General features: G+C 58.7%; 14 protein-coding genes and 1 pseudogene. 12 read left to right on the plus strand and 3 right to left on the minus strand.

The window, feature by feature from the left end; all coding sequences use genetic code 11:
- The first annotated feature begins 23 nt into the window (after positions 1–23).
- The 4 genes from aroL (at position 24) to ppnP (ending at position 2,058) form a co-directional block, all read left to right on the plus strand.
- Positions 24–548 (plus strand): shikimate kinase AroL, encoded by a 525-nt coding sequence (gene aroL, locus IM295_RS00450; protein ID WP_028012127.1) that lies wholly within the window; start codon positions 24–26, stop codon positions 546–548.
- A gap of 44 nt (positions 549–592) precedes the next feature.
- Positions 593–784 (plus strand): protein YaiA, encoded by a 192-nt coding sequence (gene yaiA / locus IM295_RS00455; protein WP_028012128.1) that lies wholly within the window; start codon positions 593–595, stop codon positions 782–784.
- 237 nt (positions 785–1,021) lie between these two features.
- Positions 1,022–1,699: an AroM family protein gene (locus tag IM295_RS00460; RefSeq protein WP_028012129.1), complete on the plus strand. Its 678-nt coding sequence runs from the start codon at positions 1,022–1,024 to the stop codon at positions 1,697–1,699.
- Between the two features lie 71 nt (positions 1,700–1,770).
- On the plus strand, positions 1,771–2,058 hold the full coding sequence (gene ppnP, locus IM295_RS00465; RefSeq protein ID WP_008503270.1) for a pyrimidine/purine nucleoside phosphorylase: 288 nt from the start codon (positions 1,771–1,773) through the stop codon (positions 2,056–2,058).
- 46 nt (positions 2,059–2,104) lie between these two features.
- Here the strand turns inward: ppnP and rdgC are convergent, their stop codons facing one another.
- Positions 2,105–3,019 carry a recombination-associated protein RdgC gene (rdgC, locus tag IM295_RS00470; RefSeq protein ID WP_014882739.1) on the minus strand — a complete coding sequence of 305 codons (915 nt, stop codon included), beginning with the start codon at positions 3,017–3,019 and terminating at the stop codon, positions 2,105–2,107.
- 123 nt (positions 3,020–3,142) lie between these two features.
- Here rdgC and mak point away from each other — a divergent pair, with 123 nt between their 5' ends.
- Positions 3,143–4,048: a fructokinase gene (mak, locus tag IM295_RS00475; RefSeq protein ID WP_047367594.1), complete on the plus strand. Its 906-nt coding sequence runs from the start codon at positions 3,143–3,145 to the stop codon at positions 4,046–4,048.
- Between the two features lie 80 nt (positions 4,049–4,128).
- Here mak and sbcC read toward each other — a convergent pair whose 3' ends face one another.
- Together sbcC and sbcD are read right to left on the minus strand one after the other, a co-directional pair.
- A complete protein-coding gene (sbcC, locus tag IM295_RS00480; RefSeq protein ID WP_193066074.1) occupies positions 4,129–7,260 on the minus strand; it encodes an exonuclease subunit SbcC in 3,132 nt (1,043 codons plus the stop codon).
- Complete coding sequence (sbcD, locus tag IM295_RS00485; protein WP_136342916.1) at positions 7,257–8,462, minus strand: exonuclease subunit SbcD; 1,206 nt, start codon at positions 8,460–8,462, stop codon at positions 7,257–7,259. Before sbcD ends, sbcC begins: the two co-directional genes overlap by 4 nt.
- A 187-nt stretch (positions 8,463–8,649) precedes the next feature.
- Here sbcD and phoB point away from each other — a divergent pair, with 187 nt between their 5' ends.
- The 7 genes and pseudogenes from phoB to IM295_RS00520 all read left to right on the plus strand — a co-directional run bounded on the left by phoB (position 8,650) and on the right by IM295_RS00520 (position 19,881).
- The gene (gene phoB / locus IM295_RS00490; RefSeq protein ID WP_008503265.1) at positions 8,650–9,339 is read left to right on the plus strand and encodes a phosphate response regulator transcription factor PhoB; all 690 of its coding nucleotides are present in this window, start codon (positions 8,650–8,652) and stop codon (positions 9,337–9,339) included.
- 21 nt (positions 9,340–9,360) lie between these two features.
- A complete protein-coding gene (gene phoR / locus IM295_RS00495; protein ID WP_193050716.1) occupies positions 9,361–10,656 on the plus strand; it encodes a phosphate regulon sensor histidine kinase PhoR in 1,296 nt (431 codons plus the stop codon).
- 410 nt (positions 10,657–11,066) lie between these two features.
- Positions 11,067–12,386: a branched-chain amino acid transporter carrier protein BrnQ gene (gene brnQ, locus IM295_RS00500; protein ID WP_028012134.1), complete on the plus strand. Its 1,320-nt coding sequence runs from the start codon at positions 11,067–11,069 to the stop codon at positions 12,384–12,386.
- Between the two features lie 81 nt (positions 12,387–12,467).
- Positions 12,468–13,841: a proline-specific permease ProY gene (proY, locus tag IM295_RS00505; RefSeq protein ID WP_126326901.1), complete on the plus strand. Its 1,374-nt coding sequence runs from the start codon at positions 12,468–12,470 to the stop codon at positions 13,839–13,841.
- A gap of 141 nt (positions 13,842–13,982) precedes the next feature.
- Positions 13,983–15,800 carry a maltodextrin glucosidase gene (gene malZ / locus IM295_RS00510; protein WP_193066075.1) on the plus strand — a complete coding sequence of 606 codons (1,818 nt, stop codon included), beginning with the start codon at positions 13,983–13,985 and terminating at the stop codon, positions 15,798–15,800.
- Between the two features lie 85 nt (positions 15,801–15,885).
- Positions 15,886–18,501: a DUF2339 domain-containing protein gene (locus IM295_RS00515; RefSeq protein ID WP_193066076.1), complete on the plus strand. Its 2,616-nt coding sequence runs from the start codon at positions 15,886–15,888 to the stop codon at positions 18,499–18,501.
- Positions 18,498–19,881 (plus strand): annotated as a pseudogene (locus tag IM295_RS00520) (DUF3999 domain-containing protein). Before IM295_RS00515 ends, IM295_RS00520 begins: the two are co-directional and overlap by 4 nt.
- The last annotated feature ends 15 nt before the right edge of the window (positions 19,882–19,896 follow it).

The following is a 19,896-nucleotide window of genomic DNA, read 5'->3' on the forward strand; positions in this document are numbered from 1 at the left end:
GGCATCAAGGGGAACACCTGGCTATGACCCAACCCATCTTTTTAGTTGGCCCCCGCGGCTGTGGGAAAACCACCGTTGGCGTGGAACTGGCACGCGCATGTCATCGTCAGTTTGTTGATACCGACCACTGGCTGCAGACCGAGGCCGGCAAAACCATCGCAGACATCGTGGAGCAAGAGGGATGGGAAAGCTTTCGCGCCCGCGAAACGGCCGCGCTGAAAGCGGTCACCACGCCGTCAGCCGTCATTGCGACGGGAGGCGGTATTGTTCTGGCCGAATGTAATCGTCACTTTATGCGCGAAAAAGGCATTGTGATCTATCTCTGCGCGCCGGTGGCGGCTCTGGTAGGGCGACTTGAAGCATTTCCTGAAGAGGGACAACGCCCGGCGCTGACGTCACGACCGCTCAGCGAAGAGGTGAGCGAAGTGCTGGCCGAGCGTGATGCCCTCTACCGTGAAGCGGCACACCATGTTGTGGATGCCTCTGCGGCCCCGGAAGATGTGGTAATTCAGATTATTACCGCCCTGCGTCTGGCGTGTGCCAGCTAACCGCCGTCTATACTGATAGCTCAGACATAAAAAAAGGATGAGCTATGCCAACCAGACCTCCCTATCCGCGCGAAGCACGTATTGTTACCGTTGAAAAAGGCAATGGCGACCAGACCGTCATCTGGTACCAGCTGCGTGCCGATCACCCCAAACCGGACTCGCTGATCAGTGAACATGAGACTGAACAGGAAGCGCTGGATGCCAAACGGCGCTACGAAGATCCAGAAAAGTCGTGAATGTTTTCCTAAACGCTCCAATACCGTGCCTGAATCACACTTTTTACTCATCGCAAATGTTAAGCAGGAGTTAATATTTAGTTATTACAGGTAGCTCCGTTACCGGCAGGCGATCTTTACATTTCGGGGTAGAGATCGCCTGCTACGCTTGGTGCTGTTTTGTTGAAAAAACGAACTGTACAGCGTAGAGAGCCTGTACCTGTGTTTACGTTTTTGTAGTGATGGAAGGCGAAGAAGATGAAGGCAACGTTGGCGATCCTCACCATTGGTGTGGTCCCTGTAAGCGAAGTGTTACCGCTCTTAACCGAGCATGTATCTGAACAACAGATCACGCATCTCAGCCTGCTGGGTAAGATGAGCCGGGAAGAGGTCATGGAAGACTACGCTGTAGAGGCGGGGGAGGATCCCCTGGCGACGTTATTAAGCGACGGTAAACTGGCGCATGTTTCTCGGCAGAAAATTGAGCGTTCGCTGCAGGCAGTAATAGAAGTACTCGATAATCAGCAATATGACGTTATTTTGCTGATGAGCACCGCCCCCATTAAGGGGCTCATCGCGCGCAATGCGATTTTGCTTGAGCCGATGCGCATTATTCCTCCGCTGGTAGCCTCCATTGTTGACGGGCATCAGGTGGGGGTCATTGTGCCCATCGAGGAGCTTATGGACAACCAGGAAGCAAAGTGGCACGTGCTCGAAAAAACGCCCCTGTATGCGCTGGCAAACCCCTTCTGGGACAGCGAGGCTAAACTCATTGCTGCCGGGAAGGAGCTGCTGGAGAGAGGGGCGGATGTATTGATTCTGGACTGTCTTGGTTTTCACCAGCATCACCGGGATTTACTGCAAAAGGCGCTGGACGTGCCGGTGCTGTTATCCAACGTTCTGATGGCTCGCCTGGCTTCAGAACTTCTGACGTAATGATTTTGCGTGACAGGTGATGAGCATGGCCCCTATAGTGAATTTTTATCTCTGAATATAAGGGCCAGTTCATGCTTCAAAGTAACGAATACTTTTCCGGTAAAGTGAAATCCATCGGTTTTACCAGCAGCAGCACTGGCCGCGCCAGTGTGGGTGTTATGGCTGAAGGGGAATACACCTTTGGCACGGCGGAAGCGGAAGAGATGACGGTGGTCAGCGGCGCGCTGAACGTCTTACTGCCGGGTGAAACGGAATGGAAAGTTTACGCTGCCGGGCAAGTTTTCAACGTCCCTGGCCACAGCGAATTTCATTTGCAGGTCGCTGAACCGACCTCTTATCTGTGCCGCTACCTGAAATAATCTTCTTTCCTCTCCCCTTTGGGGAGAGGATCAGGGTGAGGGGAAATTATCTCTGCGCTTCGCCGCCGAGACCTTCCACCAGATTCTGAATTAACGCGGCCAGTTCGCCGGTCATCAGGATAAAGTCCGCGTCAAAGCGTTGGGCGTAATCTTCCCGGTCGATATCTTCGTTTTGATCGCGCAGCTCGTCGCAGAACTTCAGACGCTTCACGGAACCGTCGTCGCACATCACGAACTGAATGCGCTGCTGCCAGTCGAGCGCCAGTTTGGTGACCACTTTGCCCGCTTCAATGTGTACGGCGATCTCGTCGCTCACCAGATCCTGCTTTTTCGCGCGGATCACGCCGCCATCTTCCAGCAGGGCTTTCAGCTCGGCTTCGTCCAGAATCTGGAAACCTTGCGCCGCGGTACCGCTGCGGACCCACTCGGTCAGGGTCAGCTCAATCGGCGTTTCCAGCGCCAGCGGTACGACCGGTAAAGAGCCGATGCTTTTACGCAGCAGGGCCAGCGTATCTTCCGCTTTTTTGGCGCTGGCGCAGTCCACCATGATCAGCCCGTTAACGGTATCGATCCACATCATCGTCTGGCTGAAGCGGCTGAAGGCGCGCGGCAGCAGAGAGTGCAGCACTTCATCCTTCAGCGAATCTTTTTCGGTTTTTTTCAGCTTGCGGCCCTGCTCGGCTTCCAGCTTGAAAATTTTTGCTTCAAGCGCCTGCTTAACCACCGGCGTGGGCAGAATTTTCTCTTCTTTGCGGGCGCAGACGATGATTTGACCCGTGCTGCTGGCGTGGGTCAGTGCATCGCTTTGCGAACCCATTGGCGGAACCCAACCGGTTTTCGCCATATCCTGGCTACCGCAAGGGGAAAAGCTATAAGCGGCTAACTGTTTTTCCATCTCTTCTGCGCGCAGCGAAACGTCGCGGCTGAGACGGTAAACCATCAAATTTTTGAACCACAGCATGATAATTTCCACGGCCTTGTCGTTAAATCAGCGGGCATGATAACGAATTGTCGCATCGCTTGCATTGCTAATCGGGAAGCGTGCTTCTACTCTGTTGATAATCAAAATAATGAGGAGAGTCTTGTGCGTATTGGGATTGATTTGGGCGGCACCAAAACAGAAGTCATCGCATTAAGCGAGCAGGGGGAACAGCTGTTCCGCCACCGTCTGCCGACGCCGCGCGATGATTATCACCAGACGATCGAGACGATTGCCCGGCTGGTTGATATGGCCGAGCAGGCGACGGGCGAGAGGGGCACGGTCGGGATGGGGATCCCCGGCTCCATTTCGCCTTATACGGGTGTGGTGAAAAATGCCAACTCTACCTGGCTCAACGGTCAGCCGTTTGATAAGGATTTGAGCCAGCGTCTGAACCGGGAAGTGCGTCTGGCGAATGACGCTAACTGCCTGGCGGTCTCAGAGGCCGTTGATGGTGCAGCCGCAGGAGCGCAGACCGTGTTTGCGGTGATTATCGGTACCGGCTGCGGCGCGGGCGTGGCCTTTGGCGGACGCGCCCACATCGGCGGCAACGGCACCGCGGGTGAGTGGGGGCACAACCCGCTGCCGTGGATGGATGAAGACGAGCTTAAATACCGCGCCGAGGTGCCGTGCTACTGCGGCAAGCAGGGCTGTATTGAGACCTTTATCTCCGGCACCGGTTTTGCAACCGACTACCACCGCCTGAGCGGCCAGCCGCTCAAGGGGAACGAGATTATGCGTTTGGTGGAAGAACAGGATCCGGTGGCCGAACTGGCGCTTAGCCGCTACGAAATGCGTCTGGCGAAATCGCTGGCGCACGTGGTGAACATTCTCGATCCGGACGTGATTGTTCTCGGCGGTGGCATGAGCAACGTTGACCGGCTGTACGCCACGGTACCAAATCTGGTGAAACAGTGGGTCTTCGGCGGCGAGTGCGAAACCCCGATCCGCAAAGCCGTCCACGGCGACTCCAGCGGCGTGCGCGGCGCGGCGTGGTTATGGCCGGAGTAAACGCAAAACGGCAACTTGCGTTGCCGTTTTTGATGTTCAGAGGGCCAGGGAGAGGGCACCAGACCGAATCGACCCAACACTCACCCCACCGCAAACTCCCTGTCCAGCCTGCTATACCCCAGTCCGTTGATCTTCTTCACCTTGATCTGCACCGGAATGCGCTCTTTCATCGCCTCGACGTGGCTAATCACCCCGATGGTTTTCCCGGTGGCGTTCAGTGCGTCGAGCGCATCCAGCGCGGTATCCAGCGTTTCACTGTCGAGCGTGCCGAACCCCTCATCCAGGAACAGGGAATCAATCCGCGTTTTGTGACTGACCAGGTCAGAAAGCGCTAACGCCAGCGCAAGGCTGACCAGGAAGCTCTCGCCGCCGGAGAGCGTGCGCGTATCGCGCACCGCATCGGCCTGCCAGGTGTCGACCACTTCCAGCTCCAGCGCCTCGCTGGCCTTACGCTGTAGGAGATAACGGCCGTGCAGGCGGTTAAGCTGCTGGTTTGCGAGCCAGACCAGGTTATCCAGCGTCAGCCCCTGAGCGAACTTGCGGAATTTGTCGCCGGTGCTGGAGCCGATCAGCGCGTTGAGATAACCCCAGTCGTCGGCCTGGCGCGCGGCCTCTTCAATTTGCAGCATTAACGCCTGCTGATGCTGGCGGTTATCGCTGTCCTGCTTAAGCTGCTGGCGGATCTCGCCCTGATGCGTGGTGTTCTCACGAAGCCGTTGCGCCAGCTGCTGCAGCTGGCTTTGCAGGGTAGACGCATCCGCGTCAAGTTCTTCCGGGCGCAGCGCAAGGTGCGCCTGCAGCTGCTGATTAGCCTGGCCGGAGAGGGCCGCGGCCTGCTGTAGCTGGTTTTCCAGCGACTGTTTCAGCTGTTCGAGGCGGCGAACAGCATCGTCATCCAGCAGCGCGGCAAGGAACGCATCCCGATTGGCAAAACAGCTTGCGGAGAGCGCCGCGGTGAACTGCGTCTGCGATTGCTGCAGGCGCTCGCGCTCCAGCGCCTCCTGCTGCTGCAGGGCGGCGAGCTGGCTTTGCAGCGACACGCATTCATTATGGATGTCGCGCCAGTCATCAGGAATGGCCGGCTCAGCCTCTTCGCCGTGTGTTGCCGGAAGCGTGTCGAGCAGCGGCTTCAGCGCGCTCACGCGTTCCTGAAGCACGCCGTGCTGCGTTTGCTTCTCCTGCCAGTGGGCAAATTCCGCTTCGCGGGCATGCAGCCAGTCGGCTTCATTACCCTCTTCGGGAACGCTAAGCGAGAGCGCGAGAAGGGTATGTTCCAGCGCCTGGCGCGTTGCGGTGCGCTGCTGCTGATACTGGCGTTCCTGCGCTTCCTGCTCGTTCAGCTGGTTTTGCAGGTTCAGACGCTGGCTGAGCTGGTAAAGCTGGCGCTCGTAGTGTTCCTGCTCGTTCATCCATGGCGCGATATCCTCCTGAATATTCAATGCGATATTCAAAGACGCGCACGCCTCCAGCCACGCTTTAGTGAGCGCTTGCTCTTCCTGAGACAAGGCCTGCGCTTCGTCTGTCTCACGCTGGATCTGCTGAGCCAGGGCATTAACCTGTCCCAGCACCAGCAGGCCTTCCTCTTTAAGCGCGGCGACCTCTTTTTCGAGTGCATCACGGCGACGCTGGTTATCCGTCAGCTCAAGCGAACGGTAGGTCTCCACGGCAGGATGCTCGTGGGAGCCGCACAGCGGGCAGGGTTTGCCTGCCTCAAGCCGTGAGCGATAGCTTTCCAGATTTTTAATCGTCGCTTCACGTTCGCAAAGGGCTTTCAGGTCCAGATAGTGCTGGTGTTTCTCTTTGTACTGCTGGCGGCGCAGCGCCAGGGTTTCATTGAGCTTGCTCTGCTCCGCCTGGGCTTTTTGCACGCTTTTACCGTTCTGGCTCAGGCGCTTTTGCAGCGGCTGATAGCGGGCATGCAGCGACGTCAGCTGCTGGCGTAGCGTGCGGGACCGGGACTGCTGCTCCATGGCCGCGCTGACCTCATCCGCCGTCAGCGTCAGCGTATTTTCCGGCATCTCAGCCAGCTTTTTACGTAGCTCAGTCATCCGCGCAGCAAACGCGACGAGCTGACTTTTGTCACGGTTTAGCTGTGAGAACTGGGCGCGCCAGCCGGCAATTTCCTGGCCCAGCAGGCGATAACGCTCATTCTCCGCCAGCCACTGCGCCAGCGCCGTCAGTTCGGCCTGTAGCCGCGCATGGGTACGCAGGGCGGTATTGCGGATCCGCGCGCGCAGTGCTGTTTTGGTCTGTAAGCGAGTATTTACTTCGTTAATTCGCTGCTGGGTTTGCGTCAGACGTGCGGTTTGCTCCTGCTGATGCTCCCAGAGCGGACGAAGCTGGGCGGCGGGCTGGGCAAGCTGGAGTTTTGCCAGTTCCGGCGCCGCGTTCGCCTGCGCCTGTTGCGCCTGCTGCTGCAGGGCGGTAACGCGCTGCTGCTCCCGCACGAGCTCGTCATGACGCGTAAGCCACTGAAAATCTTTCTGTTGGCTTTGCTGCTGGGCCAGCAGGGTTTTCTCTTCGTCAGTAAGTGCCTGCAAACTTTGCTGCAACTGCTGCTGTTGTTCTTCGCTGAGCAGCACGACACCCGCCGCCTGCGCCTCGCATTTTTCCAGCACGCTGCGGGCGGCTTTGTGTTTCTCAAACACCATCGCGGAAATCTGGCCGTAGATTTCGGTGCCGGTGAGTTCTTCCAGCAGTTCTGCGCGGTCAGCCGGTTTGGCATTCAGGAAGGCGGCAAATTGCCCCTGCGAGAGCAGCATTGAGCGGGTAAAACGGCCGTAGTCCAGCCCGGTGAGCGCCGCGGTTTGCTCCAGTTTATCCGACACCTTATCGGCCAGAATCTTGCCATCCTCGCAGCGGGCCAGCTCCACGCGCGGTGCCTGCAAGTTCCCGTCCGGCTGGTTGCGCGCCCGGTTCTGGCTCCAGAATGCGCGATAGGCAACGCCTTTCACCTCAAATTCCACTTCCGCCAGGCACTCGGCGGTATCGCGCGTCATCAGATCGTTTTGCGCCTGAGAGACCTTATTCAGGCGCGGGGTTTCGTGGTAGAGCGCCAGGCAGATGGCATCGAGCAGGGTGGTTTTACCCGCGCCGGTTGCGCCAGTGATGGCAAACAGGCCGTTGCTGGCAAAAGGCTCCGCAGTGAAGTCAATTTTCCACTCGCCCTTGAGGGAGTTGAGATTTTTCAGGCGCAGGCTCAGAATTTTCATGCGTTTTCTTCCTCGTCATTGAGGGCGTGCAGAGTATGGCTGAACAGCTCGTTGAGCCTGACGCGCTTTGCATCATCGATCTCTTCCTGCGACAGTCGGCGCTCGAACACCTCTTCTACGCGCAGTTCGCTAAGCGTTTCGCGCTGGGCGCCGAGCAGAATTTTCTCGCGCTGCTCGCGGCTGCGGCGCACCAGCAGCACCTCAACCGGCAACTCTTCGGTCAGCGCCTGAATTTTCCGCTGCATATCGTGCAGGTAGTCATCGGTGGTGATTTCAATATCCAGCCAGACGGGCGGGTTAAGCTCAGCGCCGCGCCACTGCTCAAGCTGGGCGGTGATGGCAGCCAGATCGCCCTTCAGCACCGCCAGCGGCTGGGTGACCGGCACTTCCAGCGTCTCGACGGCGCTGAGTTTGCCCTCATCAAAGCTCACCAGATGCACGGATTTGGCTTTTCCGGTTTCATCGAAGCTGAGCGAAATAGGGGAGCCACAGTAGCGGATATGCTCGCAGCCGCCGATGACCTGGGCGCGGTGAATGTGCCCGAGCGCGATGTAGTCCGCGGGCGGGAAGTTTTGCGCCGGAAAGGCGTCCAGCGTACCGATATAGATCTCGCGGACCGCGTCACTTTTGCTGGCCCCGACGGTAGTGAGGTGCCCGGTGGCAATGACCGGAATGGCCTGTTCACCGCGCAGGGCACAGGCTTCCGCGTGCTGCTGGTGATAGTAGTCGGTGATGGCCTGCAATAAATGCTGCTGCTTTTCCGCGCCCGACAGTCCCGCCTGGCTTTGCACGATGTCGCGCGGACGTAAAAAGGGAATCGGACACAGTACCGCGCCCGGTGACCCGTCGCGTTTTTTCAGGATCTGCGGCGCGTGCCCGGCGCTGGCGACCACGGTGGTATTGAGAAACGCCAGGATGTCGCGGGATTCATTGAGCGTGGCGACGGAGTCATGGTTACCGGCGACAATCACCAGATGACAGCCGGTCTGCTGCAGGTTCACCACGAAGCGGTTATACAGTTCACGCGCATAGCTCGGCGGCGAACCGGTATCAAAGATGTCACCCGCCACAATAATGGCATCCACCTCGTGCGCCTGGGCCGTTTTCAGAAGCCAGTTCAGGAACGCTTCATGTTCAGCCGCACGGCTTTTGCTGTAAAAATTTTGACCCAGATGCCAGTCCGAGGTGTGAAGTATGCGCATAGGAGATCCGTGGCGAAAAACGATGCGGGCGATTATAAACTGTCAGGGAAAGGAAAATAACCGCTGTAATAAAACAACAGTTTGCCATTTATAGTGGTACTGTTTTTCATAAATCTGTCATAAATCTGACGCATAATGGCGCCGCATTACAAACTTGTAACTTAAATAAGATAAGACAGGGCAAAGTATGGCGAGACGTATTCTGGTCGTAGAAGATGAAGCTCCAATTCGTGAAATGGTGTGCTTCGTGCTCGAACAAAATGGCTTCCAGCCGGTTGAAGCGGAAGATTATGACAGCGCGGTGAACCAGCTGAATGAACCCTGGCCCGATCTGATTCTGCTTGACTGGATGTTGCCCGGCGGCTCCGGACTGCAGTTTATCAAACATCTGAAGCGTGAAGCGCTGACCCGCGACATCCCGGTGGTGATGCTCACGGCGCGCGGAGAGGAAGAGGATCGCGTGCGCGGTCTGGAGACCGGCGCGGACGATTACATTACCAAGCCTTTCTCCCCGAAAGAGCTGGTTGCCCGCATTAAGGCCGTCATGCGCCGTATTTCCCCGATGGCGGTCGAAGAGGTGATCGAGATGCAGGGCCTCAGCCTTGACCCAACGTCACACCGCGTGATGACCGGCGAAAATCCCCTCGACATGGGGCCTACCGAATTTAAACTCCTGCACTTCTTTATGACCCATCCGGAACGCGTTTACAGCCGCGAGCAGTTGCTGAATAACGTCTGGGGAACTAACGTGTATGTCGAAGACCGGACGGTTGACGTACATATTCGCCGCCTGCGAAAAGCGCTGGAACTGAGCGGCCACGATCGCATGGTACAGACGGTCCGCGGCACGGGTTATCGTTTCTCGACCCGTTTCTGAATAATGACAGGAGTGTGACGCGTGCTGGAACGTCTGTCATGGAAAAGGCTCGTCTTTGAACTGATCTTATGCTGTATTCCGGCCCTTCTTCTGGGGGCCTTACTTGGGCATCTGCCGTGGTTTCTGCTGGCGGCGGTCACCGGGCTGTTAGCCTGGCATTTCTGGAACCTGCTGCGTCTCTCCTGGTGGCTGTGGGTGGACCGCAGTATGACCCCGCCGCCGGGAAGCGGCAGCTGGGAGCCGCTGCTGTACGGCCTGCACCAGATGCAGATGCGTAATAAAAAGCGTCGCCGCGAGCTGGGAAGCCTGATCAAACGCTTTCGCAGCGGCGCAGAGTCGCTGCCGGATGCGGTGATCCTGACGACAGAAGAAGGAACTATTTTCTGGTGTAACGGGCTTGCGCAACAGCTGCTGGGCCTGCGCTGGCCGGACGACAATGGTCAGAACATCCTCAACCTTCTGCGTTATCCCGAGTTCACGCTGTATCTGAAAAAGCGTGATTTCACCCGTCCCCACAATCTGAAGCTGAATAACGGTCGCCATCTGGAAATCCGCGTGATGCCCTACAGCGATCGCCAGTGGCTGATGGTGGCGCGCGACGTGACCCAGATGCACCAGCTGGAAGGGGCGCGTCGTAACTTCTTCGCCAACGTCAGCCACGAACTACGCACCCCGTTGACCGTGCTGCAGGGCTACCTGGAGATGATGCAGGAGCAAACCCTGGAAGGCGCGCCGCGTGAAAAAGCGCTGCATACGATGCGCGAGCAAACGCACCGTATGGAAGGGCTGGTGAAGCAGCTGCTGACGCTGTCAAAGATTGAAGCGGCGCCTTCTCTTGCGCTGAATGACACCATTGATGTGCCAATGATGCTGCGCGTCGTCGAGCGTGAAGCGCAGACGTTAAGCCATAAAAAACATCAGCTGACCTTTGACGTCGACAACGCGCTGAAGGTGCTGGGCAGCGAGGATGAACTGCGTAGCGCTATCTCCAACCTGGTGTACAACGCGGTAAACCATACGCCGGAAGGAACGGATATCGTGGTGCGCTGGCAGCATACGCCGGCAGGCGCCGAGTTTAGCGTGGAGGATAACGGGCCGGGGATCGCCCCGGAGCATATTCCGCGTCTGACCGAGCGCTTCTACCGGGTGGATAAAGCGCGATCGCGGCAGACGGGGGGGAGCGGCCTGGGGCTGGCGATTGTGAAACACGCGGTGAATCACCATGAAAGCCGTCTTGATATCCAGAGTACCCTGGGTAAGGGAACCCGCTTTAGTTTCGTTATCCCGGAACGATTAATTGCCAAAAAGAGCGCCTGACGGCAGGCGTGTCATTTTACCTTTCCACGGGTCAGCCATCGCTGGCCCGTTTGCTTTGCAGTCAAGCGAAACGCGTGTGAATTTTATACGGTTGGCTGTTTTTTGTTCGCATGATTAGCCATGGGTTTTTCCTATAATTAGCGCATTGTTCTGGTGCGCGTTTTCATACTGGCATATTGTTCTGGTTTTGCGATCCCTCCTTGCCTTTAAACGTTATAAGCGTTTAAATTGCCCCCCAGATACTGTCAGACCGACTGTATTTGCGTGGTAAATCGAAAAACTATTCTTCTCCACGCCAGGACGGGAGCATTTCCCGCTGAAATTGAGCAAATTTTCGGCTGTATCGTCCCGTCAGGGAAATCGAAAAATCTCAACGTTTTCAACACCACATCCACAGGCAGTAAGGTTTTATGACCCATCACTTAAAATCGCGTGACATTATCGCGCTGGGCTTTATGACATTTGCGCTGTTCGTTGGCGCAGGCAACATCATTTTCCCTCCAATGGTTGGCTTACAGGCGGGTGAACACGTCTGGACCGCCGCGTTTGGTTTCCTGATTACTGCCGTGGGCCTGCCGGTACTGACCGTTATCGCACTGGCGAAAGTCGGTGGCGGCGTGGATAGCCTTAGCACCCCGATTGGCAAAGTGGCTGGCGTTCTGCTGGCTACCGTCTGCTATCTGGCCGTTGGTCCGCTGTTTGCCACCCCGCGTACCGCGACCGTTTCCTTCGAAGTGGGCATCGCCCCGCTGACCGGCGACGGCGCGATGCCGCTGTTCATCTACAGCCTGATTTATTTCGCCATCGTGATTCTGGTTTCCCTCTATCCGGGTAAGCTGCTGGACACGGTAGGTAACTTCCTGGCGCCGCTGAAAATTGTAGCGCTGATCGTGCTGGCCGTGGCGGCCATCATCTGGCCAGCCGGCCCGATTAGCGACGCGATGGATGCCTATAAAAACGCCGCGTTCTCTAACGGCTTTGTGAACGGCTACCTGACGATGGATACGCTGGGCGCGATGGTGTTTGGTATCGTTATCGTTAACGCCGCGCGTTCCCGCGGCGTGACCGAAGCGCGTTTGCTGACCCGTTATACCATCTGGGCTGGCCTGATGGCCGGTGTGGGCCTGACGCTGCTGTATCTGGCGCTGTTCCGCCTGGGCTCTGACAGCGCGATGCTGGTTGATCAGAACGCGAACGGTGCGGCTATCCTGCACGCTTACGTTCAGCACACCTTCGGTGGGGCGGGCAGCATGCTGCTGGCGGCGCTGATCTTCCTGGCGTGTCTGGTAACCGCGGTTGGCCTGACCTGCGCCTGCGCAGAGTTCTTTGCGCAGTATCTGCCGCTCTCTTACCGTACCCTGGTGTTTATTCTCGGTATCTTCTCCATGGCGGTGTCTAACCTCGGTCTGAGCCACCTGATTCAGGTCTCTATTCCGGTGCTGACGGCGATCTATCCGCCGTGCATCGTGCTGGTGGTGCTGAGCTTCACCCGTCCGTGGTGGCATAACTCCTCACGAATTATTGCGCCAGCCATGTTTATCAGCCTGATTTTTGGTATCCTTGACGGGATTAAAGCATCAGCGTTCGCTGAAATTCTGCCAGCCTGGACACAGCGTCTGCCGCTGTCCGAGCAGGGCCTGGCCTGGCTGATGCCTACCGTTGTTGCACTGGTTCTGGCGGTTATCTGGGACCGTGCTGCAGGGCGTCAGGTCACATCGAACGCTCATTAATCAACGGCAACAAACTGTTTAACCACGGGGCTTAAGGCCCCGTGGTTTTTTGTTTTTTTCGTGTTGAATGGCAAGATTTAAATGGAAAGCACTAACAAACTTAAACGTGGATTGAGCACGCGCCACATCCGCTTTATGGCGCTGGGCTCTGCTATCGGCACCGGTCTTTTTTATGGCTCGGCAGATGCCATCAAAATGGCCGGTCCAAGCGTGCTGCTGGCCTACATCATCGGCGGTGTGGCGGCGTATATCATCATGCGGGCTCTCGGCGAAATGTCGGTTCACAACCCGTCTGCCAGCTCCTTCTCCCGCTACGCGCAGGAAAACCTCGGCCCGCTGGCCGGGTTTATCACCGGCTGGACCTACTGCTTCGAAATTTTGATTGTGGCGATTGCCGACGTAACCGCATTCGGCATCTACATGGGCGTCTGGTTCCCGGCGGTGCCGCACTGGATCTGGGTGCTGAGCGTGGTGTTGCTCATTTGCGCCGTCAATCTGATGAGCGTGAAGGTGTTCGGCGAGCTGGAGTTCTGGTTCTCCTTCTTCAAGGTCGCGACCATCATCATCATGATTGTGGCGGGTTTCGGGATCATCATCTGGGGGATTGGCAACGGCGGCCAGCCGACCGGCATCCATAACCTCTGGAACAACGGCGGCTTCTTCAGCAACGGCTGGCTCGGGATGGTGATGTCGCTACAGATGGTAATGTTCGCCTACGGCGGCATCGAGATTATCGGCATCACCGCCGGGGAAGCGAAAGATCCGGAGAAATCCATTCCCCGCGCCATCAACTCGGTGCCGATGCGTATTCTGGTGTTTTACGTGGGTACGCTGTTCGTGATTATGTCCATCTACCCGTGGAACCAGGTGGGCACTAACGGTAGCCCGTTTGTCCTGACCTTCCAGCATATGGGCATTGCCTTTGCTGCCAGCATTCTGAACTTTGTGGTGCTGACCGCGTCGCTTTCGGCCATCAACAGTGACGTCTTTGGCGTGGGCCGCATGCTGCACGGCATGGCGGAGCAGGGCAGCGCACCGAAGGTATTCGCCAAAACTTCACGCCGCGGCACGCCGTGGGTGACGGTGGTGGTGATGACCGTAGCGCTGCTGTTCTCGGTTTACCTGAACTACATCATGCCGGAGAACGTCTTCCTGGTGATTGCGTCCCTGGCGACCTTCGCGACCGTGTGGGTGTGGATCATGATCCTGCTGTCGCAGATTGCCTTCCGCCGCCGTCTGTCGCCGGATGAGGCAAAAGCGCTTAAGTTTAAGGTGCCGGGCGGGGTGGCGACGACCGTGGTCGGGCTGATCTTCCTGGTGTTTATCATTGGCCTGATTGGCTACCATCCGGATACCCGCATTTCCCTGTACGTGGGCTGTGCGTGGATCGTTCTGCTGCTGATCGGCTGGGTGTTTAAGTGCCGCCGTGACCGTCAATTGGCAGAAGCACAGTAATATTTTTATCCCCCCTCCCTCGCGGGAGAGGGGATTTTTGCCTCCTCCCCCGTCCTCCTCCCCCAATAAATCTCGTCATGGTGAGCTATCCTTAACCACCCTGTGGCAAGGTGACGTCAATTTCATCAGAGGGGATTCGTGATGTTAAACGCCTGGCACCTTCCGGTTGCCCCATTTGTTAAGCAAAACAAAGACAACCTTGTGATTACGCTCTGGCTGGCGGGTGAAAATCAGCCGGAACGCGTGACGCTCCGCGCCGAAATTGATAACGAAGAGACCGGGCTGAAAATGCACAAGCTGCGCAGCCAGCCGCAGCCGGGGATTACGGCGTGGCGGGCGAATATCGATTTGCGCACCGGGCAGCCGCGCCGTCGCTATAGCTTTAAGCTTTTGTGGAACAACCGTCAGCTGTGGTTTACCCCGCAGGGGTTTAGCCGTTTCCCACCGGCCCGGCTGGAGCAGTTCGCCGTCGATTACCCGGATAACGGCCCGCAGTGGGTTAACGATCAGGTCTTTTATCAGATTTTCCCGGACCGCTTTGCGCGCAGCGAAAAACGCACCGCCGGCCAGGACAAGGTCTATTACCATCATGCCGCGGGTCACGACATCATCCTGAAAAAATGGGATGAACCGGTGACGGCGCAGGCGGGCGGCTCGACGTTCTACGGCGGCGATCTCGACGGCATCAGCGAAAAGCTGCCGTACCTGAAAAAACTCGGCGTGACGGCGCTGTACCTTAACCCCGTGTTTAAAGCCCCGAGCGTACACAAATACGATACCGAAGATTATCGTCACGTTGACGAGCAGTTTGGCGGCGACGAAGCGCTGCTGCGCCTGCGTGAGAATACGCAAAAGGAGGGGATGCGTCTGATCCTGGACGGCGTGTTCAACCACAGCGGAGATTCGCACGCGTGGTTTGACCGGCATAACCAGTCGATGGGCGGGGCGTGCCATAATCCGGATTCGCCGCAGCGCGACTGGTACAGCTTTAGCGAGGAGGGCCGCGCGCTGGACTGGCTGGGCTACGCGAGCCTGCCGAAGCTGGACTTCCAGTCGCCGTCACTGGTGAACGAGATTTACGGCGGGGAAGACAGCATCGTGCGTCACTGGCTGAAGGCGCCGTGGAATATGGACGGCTGGCGTCTGGACGTGGTGCATATGCTCGGTGAAGCGGGCGGGGCGCGAAATAACCTTCAGCACGTGGCCGGGATCGCGCGTTCGGCGAAAGCGGCTCAGCCGGAGGCGTTTGTCTTTGGCGAACACTTTGGCGACGCGCGCCAGTGGCTGCAAAACGATGCCGAAGATGCGGCGATGAACTATCGCGGCTTTACCTTCCCGCTGTGGGGATTCCTGGCTAACACCGATATCTCCTACGATCCGAACCATATCGACGCCGAAACCTGCGCCGCGTGGATGGATAACTATCGCGCTGGCCTGTCGCATCAGCAGCAGCTGCGGATGTTTAACCAGCTCGATAGCCACGATACCGCGCGCTTTAAATCCCTGCTCGGCAAGGATGTGGCGCGTCTGCCGCTGGCGGTCACCTGGCTCTTCACCTGGCCGGGCGTACCGTGCATTTACTACGGAGACGAAGTGGGGCTGGACGGCAACAACGATCCGTTCTGCCGCAAAACCTTCCCGTGGGAGGCAGAGAAACAGGATAAGGTGCTGTTCAGCCTGTATCAGCGGCTGGCGAAGCTGCGCAAACAGAGTCTCGCCCTGCGCTACGGCGGCTGTCAGGTGGCGTACGCCCACGATAACGTGGTGGTCTTTGTCCGCGTCTATAATCAGCAGCGCGTACTGGTGGCGATTAACCGGGGCGAGGCCTGCGAAGTAGTGCTGGATGATTCGCCGCTGCTTAAGGTGGCGACGTGGACGAACAAAGAGGGCAAGGCAACGATACAGGATGGCGTGCTCGCGCTGCCTGCGGTATCCGCGACGGTCTGGCTCGGCAGCTAATGCGCTAAAGTTTCCCCTTTTAAGATGGCGCAAATGCAACGATTTGTGTCAATCTTAACGGATCGTTTACGGTGAAGGTGGAAACATGGACGAGCTTTACATCCTTGGCTGTTTATTCCTGGTTTTTGCGCTGCTGGTTGCGCCCGTGCTTGCGGTTATCGGGTTTAATCGAAGCACGGCGGCGCAGCAGGAGATCGCCCGGCTACGCCAGCGCATTGAGGTGCTTGAGCAGCGCGGCGCAGCTCAGGTAGCGCCGGAGACAGAACAGGTGCAAGCGGTCACTCCGGCTGTCGTGACCGCGCCGGTGGACGCGCCCGCGCCTGTCGATCCCTGGCGTCCCGACATTCCTACAGCCGAGGCAAAACCCGCTCCGGCCCCTGCGCCTGCGGCTAAACAGCCATCTGCCTTTGGCGGCATTGTGACGTCGCTGACGCGCTGGTTTATGCAGGGTAATCCCCTGGCGAAGCTTGGCATTCTGCTGCTCTTCCTCGGCCTCTCTTTCCTGCTGCGCTATACCGTTGAACACTCCCTGTTCCCGCTTGAGCTGCGCCTGGTGGCGACGGCGCTGTTTGCCATCGTGCTGCTGGCGGTTGGGTGGCGGCTGCGGCACAAGCAGCCGATCTACGCGCTTATCTTACAGGGCGGGGCGACGGGCATTCTCTACCTGACGGTCTTCGGCGCCTTCCGGCTCTGGCAGATGCTGCCGATGACGCTGGCCTTTGCTCTACTGGTGGTGATTTGCGCCGCGAGCGTTGGGCTGGCAGTGCTGCAGAAAGCGCTGAGCCTTGCCATGCTGGCGAGCCTCGGCGGGTATCTTGCGCCGCTACTACTATCTACCGGGGGCGGCAGCTTTGTGGCGCTGTTTTCCTTCTATCTCCTGCTTTCCATCGGCATTCTCGTTATCAGCATCTGGCAGCACTGGCGCGAGCTTAACCTGCTCGGGCTGCTCTTTACCTTTGGCGTGGGCGGCCTATGGGGGCTAAGTGAGTACCAGCCTGAAGACTATTGGATCTGCCAGCTGTTCCTGATTGCCAATACGCTGATATTCGGCGTGCTGAGCGTGGCGCTGTCGCTGCGGGCGCAGGAGAAAGGAAAGCAGATTATTGACGGCGTGCTGCTGTTTGCCCCGCCGCTGATAGGCTTTGGGATGCAGTACGGTATGACCCGGCACTGGGAATATGGTCCGGCCCTGAGCGCTTTGGGATACGGCGCATTTTATCTGGCCCTCGCTTTCCTTGCGCTGCGCCGCTATCCGTCCATCGGGCGACCGCTGGTGATGGCGGCGCTGGCGATCGGCGGCGGGTTTGCCACGCTTGCGATTCCGCTCGCGCTCTCCGCGCGGTGGACGGCGATGGCCTGGGCGCTGGAGGGGCTGGGCATCCTCTGGCTGGGCGTGCAGCAGCACCAGCGGCGCATGAGCTATAGCGGGACGGCGCTGCTGGTGCTGGCGCTCGGCAGCGCGCTGTGGGCGCAGATGAACGGCGTTACGCCGCTGAGCCTGCTGCTTATCTTCGCCATCCTCAGCCTTTGCTGGCTGGCTGCGGCCTGGCTGTGGCGGAACTTCTTTCTGCCGGTTAGCTGGGCGCTGCTGGCAGGCGGGCTGCTGTTCTGGCTCGTGGCGCTATTTGGCGCGTCGCGGCTGGTGTTGAAGCAGGAACTGCCTGTTCTGGCAGGCGTGCTGGCGCTGACGGCGGCGTCGGTCTGGGGCTGGCGTCAGACTGCCGCTCGTCTGGCGTGGCGGGAGCTGGATGCCAGCAAATGGCTGCTGTGGCCGCTGATGCTGGTGATGGTGGGCTATCAGCTCTCGCACCAGCAGATGTTTGCCGCCGGCTGGTCAAATCTGGCCTGGGGTATTGCGCTTCCCGCCGCGCTGATGCTGCTGCGGCGCGACGGCGCTCGTTTAGCGCCGCGCATCTCTATGGGGCTGCATCTGGCGCTGTTCTGGATGATATTACTGGCGCTGGCGGCGGAGCTTTACTGGTTTGCCCGGTCGCTGCCGTGGGGCATGGCGGCCTGGGGCAGCGGGCTGGCGATGGCCGCAGGTGGCGGGGTGATTATGGCGCTCTCTGCGGCGGTGCGCCGTCGCGGGTGGCCGTTCCGGGAGTGGCCCGCGCTCTACGCGTGCATAGCACCGATCCCCGTGCTCGCGGCGCTGCTGGTATTGCTGGTGGTGACCAATTTCCAGGACGGCGTGGTTTATCGTCAGACCTGGCTGCCGCTGGTGAACCCGCTTGAAGAAGGCGCGGCGTTTGCGCTGCTGGGGCTGGTGGTCTTTTACCGGGCGGTGGATCGCTACTATCCGACGCAGCTCTCGCTGGCCCGTCCGTGGCCTGCCGTCGCGATTATGGCGTTTGGCTTCTGGTGGCTTAACGGTGCGCTGATGCGCGCCCTGGCCTGGTACGGCGACGTGGCCTGGAATATGGCGTCGCTGTGGGATTCGCGGCTGATCCAGACCTCGTTTGCCCTGTTCTGGATGCTGAGCGCGCTGGTGATCATGGTCCACGCCACCCGTAGGGCTTCCCGTCAGGAGTGGCTTGGCGGTGCCGCGCTGCTGGGCGTGGTGATGGTTAAACTGATGCTGGTGGACAGCGCGGGTGGAGGCGGTCTGTCGCGTGCGGTGGCGTTTATCGGCGTGGCAATACTGGTGCTGATCGTGGGGTATTTCTCGCCGCTACCGCCCAAAACAGGAGATGAAAAATGAAATGGATGAAAGCGGTAGCTTGTACCGCTCTGCTGGCGCTTGCAGGCCCGGCGTTCTGCGACGAGGTACAAACGGAATCGCCCCGGGACTATGCCTTTGGCCGCTCGCTGGATACGTCTGCTCCTTCCCAGTGGTATCGGGTGACGCTGCCGCTCGCCCTATACGCAGAGCACGTCGCCGGATCTGCATGATGTCCGCGTCTTTAACCAGTCGGGCGAGCCGGTTCCTTTCAGCCTGGTCACCGCGACGCGTCCGCAGGTGGCAGCGCAATCCACGGCGCTGCGCCTCTTTCCTCTGGACGCCTCACCGCTTGCGCCTGCGCGTGGGGATGAGGGCAGCGATAAGATCCTGCTCCGTTCCGGAAACGGCGTAGAGATTGTGCTGGAGGGGCAAAAAGCCGCCGCAGCCGGGCAGCATTATCTGCTGACCCTGCCGGAGCAGGCTACGGGTGAGATTGCCCTGTCCCAGCTGCAGCTGCTCTGGAATACCCCTCAGGCGCCGTGGCAGGGAACGGCGTCTGTCTATTACAGCGAGGATCTTAAGCGCTGGTATACCCTGCGCGAGGATATGCCGCTGCTGGACGTGATGAGCGGGCAGGATCGTCTTAAGCTCGATCGGATCGATACCGATATCGTTTTGTCTCCCGATACGAATCGCTATCTCCTGGTCGTGCTGAATGCTCAGAGCCAGGGGGTGACCTTAACCGGCGTTAACGCGATTAGCGCTCCTGTGCGGGCGACGCCGGACGCGATCGCTCTTGAGGGGGTAGGGGAGCAGCTATCGACAAGCGAAGCGCAGTGGCTCTGGGCGCAGCCGCAGCCGCTGAGTGCTATCAGCATTTTACTGAATGGCGACGGCGTCCTTCCCGTCGAGATAGCGTGGCGGAGTACGGAAAAAGACACATGGCACCCCCTGAAAAAAGAGGTGCTTTACCGTCTGGAGGGCAAAACGTCTCCACCGGTTTCGCTTAGCGGAGGCCTGGTGCAGGCGGTGAAAATCACGACGCTGAATGCGCGCCTGCCGGAATATCTGCCGGGCGTCACCGGGCATCGTGACCGCTATGACCTGGTGTTCAACGCGCAGGGAAAAGCGCCGTACGTGCTTGCCTGGGGCAATGGCGCTGCAAAGCCTGCCAGCGTGGAACCTGACATGCTGATCCCAGCCGACCTGCGCAAAACCTATGATATGGATCACCTGCCGCAGGCCGACATTCTGGATGATGTCGCGTTAGGCGGCGAGGGGCGTCTGACCGCTACCTCTGCGTCCGAGCGGGAGAGCCGGATGAACGCGCTGCTGGTGTGGGGCGTGCTAATTGCGGGCGTAATTCTGCTGGCGGGAATGGCCTGGCGCATCTGGCGAGAGACGCAGCGTAAGGCATAAAAAAAGGCCCGCATA

Origin of the sequence: Enterobacter cloacae complex sp. P14RS (assembly GCF_014895895.1) — a bacterium.
Classification (GTDB): domain Bacteria; phylum Pseudomonadota; class Gammaproteobacteria; order Enterobacterales; family Enterobacteriaceae; genus Enterobacter; species Enterobacter bugandensis.